Raw genomic sequence first — 15,181 nt, 5'->3', positions numbered from 1 at the left:
CTGACGCGTAGCATGCGGAGGCAGCATTCACGTACCGTCACGGCCGGCCATCTGCCTCGCCGGTCAAGGAGGACTGAGGATTTCGTGACCACCATCACCCTGAGCAAGTCAGATGCCGCCGGCGTCAAGACCGACGCCGTAGTCATCGGCGTGGTCAAACTCGGCGGCGCCGTCACCCTGCCGGCCGGCACCGAGGCGCTGAACGCCGCGTACGGCGGGAAGTTGGTGGAGGTGCTGTCCGGCCTCGGCGCCACCGGTAAGACCGGGGAGGTGACCAAGGTGCCCGGTGCGAAGCCGGGCAAGTCGGCGACCCTGATCGCGGTCGGTCTGGGCGAGGCGCCCGACGGTGCGCTGAAGACCGAGGACCTGCGCAAGGCGGCCGGCGCCGGTGTCCGGGCCGCGAAGACCTCGCAGTCGGTCGCGTTCGCACTGCCGGCGCCGGATGCCGAATGCGTCCGCGCGATCGCCGAAGGCGCGCTGCTCGGTCGTTACACGTTCACGGCGTACAAGTCCGCGGAGGGCACCACCGAGGCGCCCGGCAACCTCACCGTGCTGACCGACCTGGCCCGGAACAAGGACGCCAAGGCCGCCCTGGAGCGGGCCGAGGTGACCGCCGACGCGGTCGCCCAGGTGCGCGACTGGGTGAACACCCCGCCCTCGGACCTGAACCCGGTCGACTTCGCCGCCTCGGCTGTGAAGCTCGGCAAGGAGTACGGCGTCAAGGTCGAGGTGCTGGACGAGAAGGCGCTGGTCAAAGGCGGGTACGGCGGTATCCTCGGCGTCGGCCAGGGATCGGCCAACCCGCCGCGGCTGATCCGGATCAGCTACACCCCGAAGAAGCCGGTCACCCATCTGGCCTTCGTCGGCAAGGGCATCACCTTCGACTCGGGCGGTCTCTCCCTGAAGACGTCCACCGGCATGGTGAGCATGAAGGCCGACATGGCCGGCGCCGCCGCGGTGCTCGGCGCGACCATCGCGATCGCCCGGCTCGGCCTGCCGGTCCAGGTCACCACGTACGCCGCGATGGCCGAGAACATGCCGTCCGGATCCGCGGCGCGGCCGTCCGACGTCCTGACCATGTACGGCGGCAAGACCGTCGAGGTGCTGAACACCGACGCCGAGGGCCGGCTCGTGCTCGGCGACGCGCTGGTCCGCGCGTCCGAGGACCAGCCGGACCTGATCGTCGACGTGGCCACCCTGACCGGTGCCTGTGTCGTTGCCCTGGGCACCAAAGTGGCCGGCGCGTTCGCGAACACCGACGCCGCCCGGGACCGGGTCGTGGACGCCGCGATCGCGGCCGGTGAGTCGATGTGGCCGCTGCCGATCCCGGCCGAGATGCTGGACAAGCTGAAGTCGCACTCGAAGGTCGCCGACCTGGCCAACATCACCGGCGAGCCGTGGGGCGGCGCGCTGGCCGCGGCCGCGTTCCTCGGCGACTTCGTTGCCGACGGCATCGACTGGGTGCACCTGGACGTGGCCGGCCCGGCCTTCAACGAGGGCGGCGCGTCCGGCTATACCCCGGCCGGTGGCACGGGGTACGCCGTACGCACGCTGATCGAGCTGGCCGCGTCAGCGACCTGAGTAGCGGATCTCGAGCATGGTGCAGCCGTCGGTCGTGCGGTACGGACCGTGCGGCATCCCCGGCGGCCGGCAGGCGTAGTCGCCGGGGTGGAAGGTCTGCTCGAGGGTGAGATCGGTCAGCGAACCCTCGAGCAGATAGACCTCTTCGACGTACTCGTGCCGGATCACCTCGGTGCCCGACGTCGTACCGGGAGCCCAGCGGGCCAGCCGGGTCAGAGTGCCGTCGGCATCCTGGCTCAGCACTCGCTGGGTGATCCCGGCGCCGCCATCGGTCCACGCCACGCTGCGGGCGGGGAAGAACTCTTTCTCTTCCTTCACGTCAGTCCCAGGCCGGTGCGAGCTGCTCGACCGTGTACACGGTGAACCGGTCGTCTTCGATCTCCGCGAGGGGCCAGGCGACGTCGCCCAGCAGGTCCGGTGCGGATTGCTTGCTCCAGGCAACGCCGTGCGCCTCGAGCGCCCGGTCGGTGTGGTCGCAAGCGGGCGTCAGCAGGACACCGGCGTACCCGGCGTTGAGGGCGGAGCGGGATCGTCCGCTCACGGCCGTCCGGCAGGGCGAACTGCAGTGCCTGGCTCATCGATTCCTCCACCTTTCCGGCCCCGGCGCATGCGTACATCGTGGTGGCGTGCATGATCACGCTTGGTCGGTCTCCGGCTGGGGCGCGCCGTGGAGGACGTGAGTACGTCCTGCCGGCGTGCGACCAGGTGTCGCGACGGTCCGGGCGGGCGTGCCCATCCTTTGGATCGCTGCTACGCGCGGCCGTTCTTCTTCATGCGGGCGTTGTACTCACGCATCCGGGGCGGGTAGCCGACCACGGCCGCGTCGTACGACGGGATGCCGAGCCGGTTGGCGAAGTCGTGCGCCCACCGCACGGACGGGACCCGGCGCCGGGTCCACTCGCCGTCGATGGCTACCAGCAGCAAGGTGTACTCGGTCACCGCCGTCCGCGGCTCGACGAATCCCTCGACGCCCTGGCGGGTCTGGGCGAACTCCCGCAGGTGCGCCTGATCGGGGGTGTCCGACCGGCGCATCGTTCCGGCCTTCTGCCGGCGACCGAACCACTTCATGAGGTAAGTGTCCCCTATCCCGGCAAGTCCCCGGGCGAAAGCCGGCGTAACAGTTCCATCGGTGGCATGCCCGGCCCGGCGGTGGCGCCGATGGGGATCGGTGGAAAGATGACGCCGGGCAGGAACCGCGATCCGGGGCCGCCCGACCGACACCCACGGAGGAACCTGTGACTGATAGCGGTACGACGTTCGACCTGGTGATTCTCGGTGGCGGCAGCGGTGGCTACGCCGCCGGCGTGCGCGCTGCGACCCTCGGGCTGTCCGTCGCCCTGGTGGAGAAGGACAAGGTCGGCGGCACCTGCCTGCACCGCGGCTGCATCCCGACCAAGGCACTCCTGCACGCCGCGGAGGTGGCCGACTCGGCCCGTAGCGGCGAGCAGTTCGGCGTCCGTACGACGCTCGAGGGCGTCGACATGGGTGGCGTGAACAAGTACAAGGACAGCGTCGTCGACCGGCTGTTCAAGGGTCTGCTGAGCCAGGTCAAGGCCCGCGGCATCACCGTGATCGAGGGCGAGGGGCGGCTGACCTCGCCGACCGCGGTCCAGGTCGGCGACACGACGTACACCGGCCGCAACATCATCCTTGCGTCCGGCTCCTACTCCCGTTCCCTGCCCGGCCTCGAACTCGACGGGCATCGGGTGATCGCCAGCGAGCACGCGTTGACGCTGGACCGTGTCCCGGAATCCGCCGTCGTGCTGGGTGGTGGGGTGATCGGGGTCGAGTTCGCCAGCGCGTGGACGTCCTTCGGCACCGCCGTGACCATCGTCGAGGCGCTGCCGCGGCTCGTCCCGGCCGAGGACGCGGACTGTTCGAAGGCACTGGAGCGGGCGTTCCGGAAGCGGAAGATCGCCTTCAAGACGGGTACGCCGTTCGAGTCCGTCGCGGTGACGGATTCCGGGGTGCGCGTGACGGTCGCCGGTGGTGAGGTGATCGAGGCCGAGCTGCTGCTGGTCGCCGTCGGCCGTGGCCCGAACACCTCCGGGCTGGGCTACGAGGAGGTCGGCGTAGCGCTCGACCGCGGGTTCGTCACCGTGGACGCGACGCTGCAGACCAGCGTGCCCGGGGTGTACGCGGTCGGCGACATCGTGCCGGGGCTGCAGCTCGCGCACCGCGGGTTCCAGCAGGGCATCTTCGTTGCCGAGCACATCGCCGGCCTTTCGCCAACCCCGATCGACGAGGCCGGCATCCCGCGCGTCACCTACTCCGAGCCGGAGGTGGCGTCGGTCGGTCTGACCGAGGAGCAGGCCCGGGCGAAGTACGGCGAGGTCGAGATCCTCAACTACAACCTCGGCGGCAACGGCAAGAGCCAGATCCTCAAGACGTCCGGCTTCGTCAAGCTGGTCCGCGCCAAGGACGGCGCCGTGGTCGGCCTGCACATGGTCGGCTCGCGCGTCGGCGAACTGATCGGCGAAGCCCAGCTGATCTACAACTGGGAGGCCTACCCGGCCGACGTCGCACCCCTCATCCACGCCCACCCCACCCAGAACGAAGCCCTCGGCGAAGCCCACCTCGCCCTCGCCGGGAAACCTCTGCACTTCCATGATTAGGACAGGTCGCATGACCGGCTGCCGTAGCGAGCAGGTGCTCGGCGGAGTGCCTCGGTGCGCTCTGAGTGCCGCGCAGTAGGCAGTCGGTCAGGTGACCTGTCCTTGGACGCTTGGGCGGGTTCTGGGCCGTCCGAGTAGGTTTGACGCCGTTGGGGGCGTGCGGGCGCCGTGACCCGGATCCCGCCCGCTCCGGCGGCACCGTAGGCTGACACTCGACCGATCAGACGAAGGAGCAACGACCGTCATGCCGACCTCTGTATCCCTGCCGGCCCTCGGGGAGAGCGTCACCGAAGGAACCGTCACCCGCTGGCTCAAGCAGGTCGGCGACACGGTTGCCGTCGACGAGCCCCTGCTGGAGGTCTCGACCGACAAGGTCGACACCGAGATCCCGTCCCCGGTCGCCGGCACCCTGCTGGAGATCAAGGCCGCCGAGGACGAGACCGTCGAGGTCGGCGCCGAACTGGCCCTCATCGGCGACGCCGGCGAATCCTCCGCCCCCGCCCAGGACGCCCCGGCAGAGCAGCCCGCCGCCGCACAGGCCGCTCCGGCTCAGGAAGCGCCGGCCGCAGAGGCCGCCCCTGCTCAGGAAGCTCCAGCCGCACAGGCCGCCCCCGCCCAGCAAGCGCCGGCGCAGGAGGCTCCCGCCGCAGAGGCCCAGGCCGCCCCGGCCAACTCCGCGCCCGCCCCAGCTGACCAGGCCCCCTCCGACTCTCCTTCGGCACCCGCGTCCGGTGGCACCTCGGTCACCCTTCCCGCCCTCGGCGAGAGCGTCACCGAAGGAACCGTCACCCGCTGGCTCAAGCAGGTAGGCGACGACGTAGCCGTCGACGAGCCCCTCCTCGAGGTCTCCACCGACAAGGTCGACACCGAGATCCCGTCCCCCATCGCCGGCAAGCTCCTCGAAATCAAGGTCGCCGAGGACGAGACCGTTGAGGTAGGCGCCGAACTAGCCATCGTAGGCACCGCCGACGCCGCCCCGGCCGCCTCTTCCGCCCCCTCGGCCCCCGCCGCCTCGGCCCCCGCCGAAGCCCAGCCCGCCGCCCAGACCCCGGCCCCGCAAGCCGCCCCCGTCCAGGCAGCCCCGGCCCCGCAGGCGGCTCCCGCCCAGGCTCCGGCGGCACAGGCTCCGGCGGCACAGGCCCCGGCCGCGCAAGCCGCCCCCGCCCAGGCTGCTCCGGCCGCATCGGCACAGCCCGCAACCCAGGCTCCGTCCACCTCCACACCCCCGGCCGCGTCCCCGAACGGCTCTCCGTCGGACGCCCCGAACTACGTCACCCCGCTCGTACGCAAGCTGGCAGCAGAGCACCAGGTTGACCTCAACGCCGTACAGGGCACCGGCGTCGGCGGCCGGATCCGCAAGCAGGACGTGATCGCCGCCGCCGAAGCGAAGAGGGCCGCAGCAGCCGCACCCGCCGCCGCAGCCCCGGCCGCCGCGGCCCCCGCGGCGAAGGCTCCGTCGATCAGCCCGCTGCGCGGCACCACCGAGAAGATGAGCCGGATCCGCAAGGCGATTGCCAGCCACATGGTCAACTCGCTGAAGGTCTCGGCCCAGCTGACCACTGTGGTCGAGGTCGACGTCACCGAGATCGCCAAGCTGCGGAACGCGAAGAAGGCCGAGTTCGAGGCCCGCGAGGGCGTCAAGCTGTCCTTCCTGCCGTTCTTCGCGCTCGCCGCGATCGACGCGCTGAAGCAGTACCCGAAGCTGAACGCGTCGATCGACGAGGAGGCCGGCGAGATCACGTACCACGCCGCCGAGCACCTCGGCATCGCCGTGGACGTGGAGAAGGGCCTGATGGTCCCGGTCGTGCACAACGCCGGCGACCTGAACATCGCCGGCCTGGCGAAGAAGATCGCCGACCTCGCCGAGCGCACCCGCACCAACAAGGTGCTGCCGGACGAGATGGCAGGCGGCACGTTCACCATCACCAACACCGGCAGCCGCGGCGCCCTGTTCGACACGCCGATCCTGAACCAGCCGCAGGTCGGCATGCTCGGCACCGGTGCCGTCGTGAAGCGCCCGGTCGTCATCACCCACCCGGAGCTCGGCGAGACGATCGCGATCCGGCAGATGGTGTTCCTGGCCCTCACCTACGACCACCGCCTGGTCGACGGCGCGGACGCGGCCCGCTACCTGACCGCCGTCAAGCAGCGCCTCGAAGAGGCCCAGTTCGACGTCTGATCCCGACCAGACGCCGGCGCCGGTGTCCGTCTCGCTCGAGACGGGTACCGGCGCCTTGTCATTCGAACCCGAATACCTGCAACCGCAGCCAGTCCACGGCGCGACCCACCACAGACGCGGCTGATCAAGGAGCATGCTGGATGAAGTATGTCCTGGCCGGCGCATCCGGCTTCCTCGGCAAAGCCCTCGCCCGCGACCTGGTGACCGACGGCCACCAGGTCCTCCGACTGGTACGACGTACGCCGTCAAGCGCCGACGAAATCCGCTGGGACCCAGCCCGTGGCGACCTGGATCCGGCCGCACTCGGCGACCCCGATGTCCTGGTCAACCTGGCCGGTGCGAACATCGGCCGCCCGTGGACTCCGACGTACCGCACCCTCATCCGCGAGAGTCGCGTCAGCACCACCGCAACTCTCGCGGCCGTCGCGGGGCAACTCGAACGTCCGCCGGTCGTGATCACGCAGAGCGGGGTCGGCGGCTACGGCCTCGACTGCGGCGACCGCATCCTCACCGAGGACTCCGAACTCGGTGACGGTTTCCTCTCCGACGTCGTACGCCTGTGGGAAGGCGCCCTCGAACCCGCCCGCGCCGCCGGCAGCCGCGTCGCCGCCCTCCGCACCGGCGTCGTCCTCGACCGCAAGGCTCCCGCGTTCCAGCTCCTCTCACTCCCCTTCCGCGTGGGTCTCGGCGGCCGCCTCGGCTCCGGCACCCAGTACTTCCCAGTCATCTCCCTCACCGACTGGCTCCGTGCCGTCCGCTTCGTCGCCGAACACGACGCCCTCAGCGGCCCCGTCAACGCCACCCTCCCCGTCCCCGCCACCAACAACGACTTCACGCAAGCCCTCGCCACCGCCCTCCACCGCCCCGCCTTCGTCCCCGTCCCCGCCTTCGTCATGAAGGCCGCCCTGGGCGAGTTCGCGTGGGAACTCCTAGGCAGCAAACGAGCCCTCCCCACCCGCCTCCAATCCCACAACTTCACCTTCCACCACCCCACCACCCCCACAGCCGTCTCCGCCGCCCTCACCTCCTAGCCTGAACCGCGCCGCTACGCACACCCGGACCTACAACGCAGCCCCGAGGCCGGCACCCTGTGTTGTGTGGTGACCCTCTTGGGGCATCGCCGAGGTCGGTCCGCTGCAGCTGATCTCCTCAGCGGCCGCCGTACGGAACGACCCCCGCACCATCGCGCCACGGATCCGTCGGCCGCCCGTCCTCGAGATCACTTGGTTGATCGCCGACCAACCCCCTCCCCTCTGAATCCGCGCGCTCACCTAATGGGGTAGGCAACTCACCCCAGATGGCCAAGCTCACCGCCTCCCGAACCGACAACCGCGCCCGATCCCCAGCAACCTCGCTGCCAGCCAGCAACAACCGATGCAACATCCCTCCACGTATGCCGCTAACGGCGGAGCCCGACGAGCTATGGACATCCGATACAGCACCGCTGCCCGGCGCGGGCGCCAAGCCGAGCCCGGACGATGGAGTCGTGGAGCCCGGCTCAGCCCGCGAGTCCGTGCGGGACTCGCCGGATGGGCGAGTCTCCGTGTGCGGTGAGCCCGGGTGGGGTGGTCCGGATGGGTCTTGTGCCGCGTGCGGTGAGCCCGGGTGGGGTGGACTGGTCGGGCTTGGTCCAGTGGGCGGTGGCGGTGGCTGTTGGGCAGCCTGGTGTCGTGGTCGGCAGGGGTCGGGCTGTCGGGCTGGCCGGAGGGATTGTTGTGGTGGTGGGTCGGCCCAGGTGGGGCGGGCGACGTGGACCTCGCCGTCGGTGATGGTGATGGTCCAGTCGCCGTGGTGCAGGTCGACATGATGGCGGCGGCACAGCAGAGGCTGTCGCACGAATCCTCGGGGCCGTGGGTTGGTGCCGTGTTCGAGGTCCGGGGCTCCCCCCCGCCGGTCAGGCGGGCGCGGCTTGCAGCTTGAGGAGGTTGTGGACGGTGCAGATGAGGCGCCATTCGCTGTGCACGGCTGGAAGGCTGCGCCGCGCGAAGCGCCGGAATCGGAGGTTGTGCTTGATGTTGCCGAAGACGGGCTCGATGCTCGAGGACCGTTTCTTGTAGAGCTCGGTGTTGCCGGGGTCGGCGAGTTTGTTGTCCATCGCTTTGCGTGCGATCGCCGGGTCGGTGGCCTCGCCTCGGACGTGGACGAGCATCGCGTTGATCCGGGTGTCGGAGACGGTGAGCTCGTCCCTGGCGGCTCGCTTGGACATCTCACCGCGGGCGACTTGTTCGATGACAGGGATCCATTCGGCGGGTTCGGGTTCGGCGCTGCGGGTGATGCGTTGCCCGTCGCTTCCGAAGTACCGCTTGGTCATGTCCCCCACCCAGGTGTGGGAGACACCGAGGATCTCGCCGGCCTTGCGTTGTGACAACTCACCACGGTTGACCTTGGCCAGGACGGCGAGCTTGTCGTCGTCAGGCTTGTCGGCCTTGCGCCACGAGGACTTCTTCGTCGCGATCAGAACCTCGGCGCCGACGCCGGTGGTGCCGTTGGCAGCTGTCCAGTAGCCGGCGTCGGCAACGAACGCCCCGACACCGTCGCCGTGTCCGGCGTCAGTGAGGTTCTCGGCCACCGCTGTGGCCATGGGCAGGAAGTGGGGTTGGTCGTTGGTGGTTGCGGTGGCCTCGGCCGCGACCACGATCTGACCGGTGGTTGCGGCGGCCTGGGCGTTGTAGCCCTGCAGCACGCCCTTCGAGGCGGTCGCGATGATCCGTGAATGCGGGTCGGTAGTGTTGGCCCGCCGGGGACGCGACCGCCGTGCAGTGTCCTTCTTGGGTGCCGGCCCGGTCAGTTTCCGGCCGCGCTCGGCCTCCTTCTTCGCCCGCTCGGCCATCCGGGTCTCGTAGTCACGCGCCTTCTGCGATTCCAGCTCGTCCAGCGCGGCCCGGATCCGTGCCCGCCGGTCCCGGCCACCTGCCCATTGCGCAGGAAGCTCATCACCGCGGGACTCACCGTGCTCGGCGTCCTCGGCCTCGTCGACCGCCGCCGCCTCGTCCAGAATCGCCCTCGCCGCTGCCTTCGCAGCCTCAGCCAACCCGGCAGACCCCGCCAGCCCTGCTGCGTCCTGCGACTCGTTGGCCTCGGCAAACCCTGCGAGTTCCTTGCTCAAGGCATCACGTTTGCGGTTGGCGAAGAACGAGGCATTCGCAGCGATCTTCGTGCCGTCGATCGCGACCACACCGGCATCGACCAGCCCGGCCTTCACACACAAACCAAGGACCTGCCCGAACAGACCGGCGATCGCTCCTTGATGACGTGCCCGGAACCGCGCGATCGTGGCGTGATCGGGCCGCTGATTCGCCGCGACCACCCGGTAAGCGACGTCCTCAACCAAACGCCGCTCGACACGACGCGAGGAACGCTCACCAGTGCAGTACGCATACAGCAACACCGCCATCATCATCGACGGGTCATACACCGAACCACCGCGCCCATCGGTCCGATACGCCGCGAAGAACTCCGCAAGATCAAGCTCAGCCACGGTGTCGAGCACGAAGAACGCCAGATGATCCTCAGGCAGCCACTCCCGCACAGAAGGCGGCATCAACATCAGCTGGTCCACATCGCCACAACGCACGTTCACAGCCACACCCGAGTATTTCGCACCACCCCAGCCCCACCCGCCCGACACGCGATTCATGCGACAGCCTCAGCAGGCACAGGTTGTGCACAGCGGTGGCGCCGCCGTCGATCCAGGACTGCAGGTGGTGGGCGTCGCACTGCACCGGCGGCGCGCCGCAGACGACGCAGCCTTTGTCGCGGGCGTTCAGGGCGCGGCGCATTGCGCCGGTGACGAGCCGCTCGGCCCGCCCGACGTCCAGCGGCTCCGACCTCGACCCCAGCACCAGCGGGATGACCTTCGCGTCGCAGGCGAGCCGCCGGATGGTGGCCGCGGACAGGCCGTCGCCGTACACGAGGTCGCCGATCGCGTCCGCGGCCGCCGACTTCAGGTCCTGCAGGTCGATGGTCACGGTGATGTTCGCCTTCGCACCGAACCCCGGAATCCGCCCAGACCCACCGGCCCCGGCCCAGGCCGTCCCGTCCACGTCCGCGGTACCGGCCCCGGCCCCGGCCGTCCCATCCGCGTCCGCCGTACCGGTCCCGGCCGGACCGGCACCGGCCGCACCCGTACCCGCCGGACTGGCACCAGCCGCATCCGTCGTACCGGCGTCAGCCGCACCCGTCGCACCGGCCGCGGCCGCCGTACCGGCACCGGCCGTACCGGCACCGGCCGCACTCGTCGGACTGGCACCGGCAGCACCCTTCGTGCGGGCGCGGGCTGTACTGGCAGCGGCCGTGCCCGCACCAGGGGGCGCGGTTGCGGTCGTGGCGGGTGGGGTGGTGGCGGTGTCGTAGGCGGTGGCGGCGAGGGTGAGGGCGGTGGTGAGGGCGTCGGCTTGGCGTTTGTCGCGGGGGCGGGGGTCGAGGTCGCCGGTGAGGGTGCGGTGGGGGCGGGCGCCGGCGTGGATCAGGGAGCGGAGGAGTTCGGCGTTTTCGTTGGCCAGGTAGCCGCGGAACTTCACGCCCCGGTCGGCGCCGATCAGGGTCAGCGATTCGCGGGCGTAGGCGTGGTGTTCGTCGGGTTCGGGGCCGTCGGTGTCGAGGACGTCGCGGACGCGTTGGCCGGCCTTGCGTAGTTCGGCCGGGGACAGGTGGCGGGCCAGGCCGACGAGTTCGCGTTCGGCCACGTCGAGGTCCTCGACCGCGACAGTGTCGGGGACTTTCTCGAGGGCGGTCACGATCGCCTCGGCCTGGGCCGGGCGCAGGAACCCCTCCGCCGCACCCGCCTCGTCCGCCTCGTCCGCCTCGTCCGCCTCGTGCGGATCGTCGGTCGGTTTGTCGGGGCTGTCTGCTGCGCGGTAGGGCGTCGGCAGGGCGGCCGACACGGCGGCGTACTTCGACAGCGTTTGGGCGAGGCGGACGTCGCGGCGGGCTTGGGGGCGGTCGAGGCGGTAGCGGAACGCGAGTAACTGGGTGGTGTCGTGGGCGCCGATTTCCTGGGCGCAGCCGTCTTGGTCGAGGCCGGCGATGAGGTGCAGGCGGTAGGTCTGCCGGCGGGCGAGGTCGGCCTCGAGGGCGTCGAGAGCCGCGAGCTTTTCGCTGCCGCTCATCGACCACACCGGTCGCTCGCCGAGAAGTTCCATGCCGTCAACTCTAGACACACCACCGACAGTTCTCAAACCCAGAACCCCTTGTTTTCAAGGGCTTCGACTATCCACAACGCATCGTCGGCTATCCACAAGCATCAGATGTTGTGGACAACCTGAAGGACGTTGCCTCGGGCAACATGAGGCTCGGTCGAGTAACTGCTGACGGTTCAGGCGGCAGATGACTCCAATTGTTGAGGAGCCATGCGCAGCCGACTCTGCTGAGGCTGACGACAAGCGTCGACGGCCCAAAGCACATGCCCGAAGGGCGATGACGAAGCCAATCGCGGCGAACTTGATCAGCAGCACGCCCTCGATCGCCGGCGTGGTCGGACGCGAGCGGTGGCAGGTGCGTGGGGTGGCGGGCGCGTGGGGTGGCGGGCGCGAGCGGCGGGTGCGCGGGGTGGCGGGTGCGGGCGCAAGCGGTGGCGGTCGCGACGTGGCGGGTGGGGTTTGACATGGGTCGTAGCTGGCGGGCGCGAGCGGCGGGTGCGCGGGGTGGCGGGTGCGGGCGCGAGCGGTGCCGGTCGCGACGTGGCGGGTGGGTGTGACAGCGGTCCTAGCGGGCAGAGGCTCAGGCTGGGGTGATGGTGGTGATTCGCCAGGTGGGGGTAGTTCGGGTGGTGGTGAGGGTGATGATGCGGGTTGTGGGGGTGCCGGGCGGGAGTGGGGTTGTGGTGCCGGTGTGGTCGATTGCTTGGCCGGCTGAGAGGTGGTCCGTGGTTTTGAGGGTGATGGTGGTGGGGGTTCGGTGGGTGACGGTGGTTTTGTCGATCTGGATGCGCAGGCCTTGGATGCGGACGTTTTGTTTGAGGTACGAGGCAAGGAGTGCGCGGTCGGCGAGCCAGGGTGGGCTGCCGGGGACGTAGATGTTGTCCAGTACGTCCGGGTTGAGTGTCCAGAAAGCGTGTGCGCGTTGGGCATCTAGGGCTTGGAGGGTGAGCGCCCATCGGGCCGCGTCGGTGCGTGATGTGGTGGTCGAGGGCTTCATGGGCAATTGAGGGGTTGGGGGCCGGGTCGGCGTTGGCGGGGTTGCTGGCCGGGTCGGCGTTGGCGGGGTTGCTGGCCGGGTCGGTGTGGGCGGGGTTGTCGGCTGGGCGGCTGTTGGTGAGGTCGTCGGCTGGGCGGCTGTTGGTGAGGCCGTGGGCTGGCTGCGTGCGCTCGCGGGTCCGGTGGGTGTCGGGTGGGTTGCGGGTTGAGTCGATGCCTCTGCGGTTGTGGGTTGGTTGGTCGCGGCGGTTGGAGTGGGGGTGTTCAGGGCGCCGATTGTTGCTATGCCGATGCCCAGGACGATGACGGCTCCGAGGGCGGCTGCGGCGAGTACGCCGTACGCGGGGTGAGGTAAGCGTCGTCGTTCTGGTGAGGTTCTTGGGTATAGAAGGCGGGACCACAGGGCGTGGCCGCGGCGCCAGGGGTGCCGGTGGGTGCGCGGGCGGTCGGGTTTGGTCGGCGTGACCATGGCGGTGGGGGCAGCTGTCAGGCTCGAGGCGAGCGCGGAGGTCGGAGTGTGCGCCGGGTTCTGATCGGGTGCTGGGGTCTGAGCGAGCGCCGGGGTCTGGGCGGGCGCTGGGGTCGAGGCGAGCGCGGGGGTCGGCTTGGGCGATGCGCTCTGGACGGCGGCCGGGGTCCAGGTCTGTGCCGGGGTCCAAGCCTCTGTCGGAGTCGAGGTGTGGGGCGGAGTCGAGGTGTGGGGCGGAGTCGAGGTGTGGGGCGGGGTCGAGGCGTGGGGCGGCGTGGAGGTGGGAGGCGGGGTCGAGACGTCGGGCGGCGTCGCGGTCCGTGCCGGGGTCCAGGCCTGTGCGGGGATCCAAGCCTGTGGCGGGGTCGAGGTAAGGGGCGGCGTTGAAGGGTGGGGCGAGGTGGGGGCGGGTGTGGGGGTGGGTGGGGTTAGGCGGGTTAGGGGGTTGATGGGAGGTGGAGTGGGGGTGCGGCGGGTGAGTTTGGGGCGGCGGAGGGGGCGGGGGCGGCGAGAGGGTTTGGGGAGGGGTTTGGTGGGAGCGGGTGGGTGAGGGGTGATGGCTTGTGGGGGGTGAGGTGTGGACGGTTTGGGTGGGAGTGGGGTGAGGGGGGTGCGGGAGCGTTGGAGGGGGTCGTCGGTGGTGGGGGGTTTGGTGGTGGTTGGGGGGCGGGGTGGGGTGGTGATGGTGTCGGGCACGGTTGTTGGAGGGGTGGTGGGGTCTTCGGGGAAGGCCAGGTCGATGGGTTCGGCGGCGGCCAGGGTGAGGAGGCGGCTGGGGAGGTTGTGGGTGGTGAAGAGGTCGGGGGTGAAGGTGGTTGGGTCGCCGCCGGCTTGATGGGCGATGCTGGCGAGGGCTCGTAGGTCGTCGGTTGGACTGCCGGGGTGGAGGGCTGCGTCGGTGAGGACGGGGCGGCCGTCGGCGTCGAAGAGGGAATTGGTGGGGGTCAGGCTGCCGTGGGTCAGGCCGGAGCGGTGGAGGTGGTCCAGGGCTTCGGCGAGTGGCGTGAGGAGGGTCACCAGTTCGCCTGGTGAGAGGCGGCCGCGGCGGGTTCGGAGAGCGGTCAGGCTGCCGGCTACGACGTACTGGGTGATGAGGAGCCAGTCGGTGCCGGTCTCGCGGAACTCCAGGAGGCGGGCGATGTGCGGGTGGCGGATGCGCTGCAGGATGGCGATGTCTTCACGGAACTTCTCCTGGTCGGGGATCGCGGTGATCGGGATGCGTTTGAGTACGGCGTTGCGGCCGGTCGCGAGGTCGCGGACCTGCCAGACGGCGCCGGCGGGGCCGGACCCGAGCTTCTTGCGGAGGCTGTAGCCGGCGATGTCGAGGTCCATGCCCAAGAGAGTGCACGAATCGCCGGAACCGCCGCGGAAGTTATCCACAGACGGCATCGGGGTTCGGCGTACAGCGGTGGCCTGTGGATGGCGGAGTACGGCGGGATCGGGCGCCGCATACACTCGAAGGCGTGAGGGATATCAGGTATGTGGAGGCCGGGTTCGGCGCCGACGCGGTGGATTACGAGGCCGCGTGGGCCGAGCAGCGGCGCCTGCACGCGGAAGTTGCCGAGGGCACCGGTTCGGACACGGTCATCCTGCTCGAGCACCCGCCGGTTTACACGGCGGGCAAGCGGACCGAGCCGCACGAGCGGCCGCTCGACGGGACGCCGGTGGTGGACGTCGACCGCGGCGGGAAGATCACCTGGCACGGTCCGGGGCAGCTGGTGGGCTACCCGATCGTGAAGCTGGCCTCACACGTGTACGTGGTGGACTACGTTCGGCGCCTGGAGGAGGCGCTGATCGCGGTTTGCGCCGAGTTCGGGGTGAAGACCGGGCGGATCAAGGGGCGCAGCGGGGTCTGGGTGGCGGCGGACGATCGCGGTCGGGAGCGGAAGATCGCGGCGATCGGGATCCGGGTCGCGCAGGGCGTGACGATGCACGGGTTCGCGCTGAACTGCGACAACGATCTGGCCTGGTTCGATCGGATCGTGCCGTGTGGGATCTCGGATGCGGATGTCACCACGCTGTCTAGGGAGCTGGGGCGAGATGTGCCGGTGACGGAGGTGCTCGAATCTGTGCGCAGGAACTTGGATCGGATGCTGGCGTGGGAGGAGTACGAGCGGACTCCGGACATTGACCACCATGAGGAACCGCCGACTGCCATCACCTACGGGTTGACTGTCTGAGGGTCCTGCTGCCGCAGCGTTTG

General features: G+C 70.0%; 12 protein-coding genes. 6 read left to right on the top strand and 6 right to left on the bottom strand.

Going from position 1 to position 15,181, the window contains the following annotated elements:
- The first annotated feature begins 84 nt into the window (after positions 1–84).
- The gene (locus OG558_RS28170; RefSeq protein WP_329475613.1) at positions 85–1,581 is read left to right on the top strand and encodes a leucyl aminopeptidase; all 1,497 of its coding nucleotides are present in this window, start codon (positions 85–87) and stop codon (positions 1,579–1,581) included.
- Here the strand turns inward: OG558_RS28170 and OG558_RS28165 are convergent.
- The 3 genes from OG558_RS28165 to OG558_RS28155 form a co-directional block, all read right to left on the bottom strand.
- A complete protein-coding gene (locus tag OG558_RS28165) occupies positions 1,570–1,899 on the bottom strand; it encodes a cupin domain-containing protein (RefSeq protein WP_405065695.1) in 330 nt (109 codons plus the stop codon). The two genes, OG558_RS28170 and OG558_RS28165, sit on opposite strands and share 12 nt — an antisense overlap.
- A 1-nt stretch (position 1,900) precedes the next feature.
- Entirely contained in the window at positions 1,901–2,122 is a 222-nt protein-coding gene (locus OG558_RS28160; RefSeq protein ID WP_405065694.1) for a DUF2848 family protein, read from the bottom strand.
- 209 nt (positions 2,123–2,331) lie between these two features.
- Positions 2,332–2,649: a hypothetical protein gene (locus OG558_RS28155; protein WP_329475611.1), complete on the bottom strand. Its 318-nt coding sequence runs from the start codon at positions 2,647–2,649 to the stop codon at positions 2,332–2,334.
- Positions 2,650–2,816: 167 nt separating this feature from the next.
- Between OG558_RS28155 and lpdA the strand changes: the two genes are divergently transcribed.
- The 3 genes from lpdA to OG558_RS28140 all read left to right on the top strand — a co-directional run bounded on the left by lpdA (position 2,817) and on the right by OG558_RS28140 (position 7,406).
- Positions 2,817–4,196: a dihydrolipoyl dehydrogenase gene (lpdA, locus tag OG558_RS28150; RefSeq protein ID WP_405065693.1), complete on the top strand. Its 1,380-nt coding sequence runs from the start codon at positions 2,817–2,819 to the stop codon at positions 4,194–4,196.
- Between the two features lie 244 nt (positions 4,197–4,440).
- Positions 4,441–6,375 (top strand): 2-oxoglutarate dehydrogenase, E2 component, dihydrolipoamide succinyltransferase, encoded by a 1,935-nt coding sequence (sucB, locus tag OG558_RS28145; protein ID WP_405065692.1) that lies wholly within the window; start codon positions 4,441–4,443, stop codon positions 6,373–6,375.
- A gap of 140 nt (positions 6,376–6,515) precedes the next feature.
- Entirely contained in the window at positions 6,516–7,406 is an 891-nt protein-coding gene (locus OG558_RS28140) for a TIGR01777 family oxidoreductase (protein ID WP_329475608.1), read from the top strand.
- 863 nt (positions 7,407–8,269) lie between these two features.
- Here the strand turns inward: OG558_RS28140 and OG558_RS28135 are convergent.
- Positions 8,270–9,916, bottom strand: a complete 1,647-nt coding sequence (locus tag OG558_RS28135) for an IS1182 family transposase (RefSeq protein ID WP_405065691.1) — start codon at positions 9,914–9,916, stop codon at positions 8,270–8,272.
- A complete protein-coding gene (locus tag OG558_RS28130; protein ID WP_405065690.1) occupies positions 9,885–11,516 on the bottom strand; it encodes a DUF222 domain-containing protein in 1,632 nt (543 codons plus the stop codon). The genes OG558_RS28135 and OG558_RS28130 overlap by 32 nt, the downstream gene beginning before the upstream one ends.
- A 274-nt stretch (positions 11,517–11,790) precedes the next feature.
- On the opposite strand from OG558_RS28130, the gene OG558_RS28125 reads away from it, so the two are divergent.
- Complete coding sequence (locus tag OG558_RS28125) at positions 11,791–11,976, top strand: hypothetical protein (protein WP_405065689.1); 186 nt, start codon at positions 11,791–11,793, stop codon at positions 11,974–11,976.
- A 117-nt stretch (positions 11,977–12,093) separates the two neighbouring features.
- On the opposite strand, the gene OG558_RS28120 is transcribed toward OG558_RS28125, so the two are convergent.
- The gene (locus tag OG558_RS28120) at positions 12,094–14,310 is read right to left on the bottom strand and encodes a protein kinase domain-containing protein (protein WP_405065688.1); all 2,217 of its coding nucleotides are present in this window, start codon (positions 14,308–14,310) and stop codon (positions 12,094–12,096) included.
- Positions 14,311–14,441: 131 nt separating this feature from the next.
- Here OG558_RS28120 and lipB point away from each other — a divergent pair, with 131 nt between their 5' ends.
- Positions 14,442–15,158 (top strand): lipoyl(octanoyl) transferase LipB, encoded by a 717-nt coding sequence (gene lipB / locus OG558_RS28115; RefSeq protein WP_405065687.1) that lies wholly within the window; start codon positions 14,442–14,444, stop codon positions 15,156–15,158.
- Positions 15,159–15,181: the final 23 nt, after the last annotated feature.

It is taken from the genome of Kribbella sp. NBC_01510, assembly GCF_045040325.1.
Lineage (GTDB): Bacteria > Actinomycetota > Actinomycetes > Propionibacteriales > Kribbellaceae > Kribbella.
Note: the sequence above shows the minus strand (reverse complement) of the source record. Positions and strands in the feature narration are given on the sequence as shown.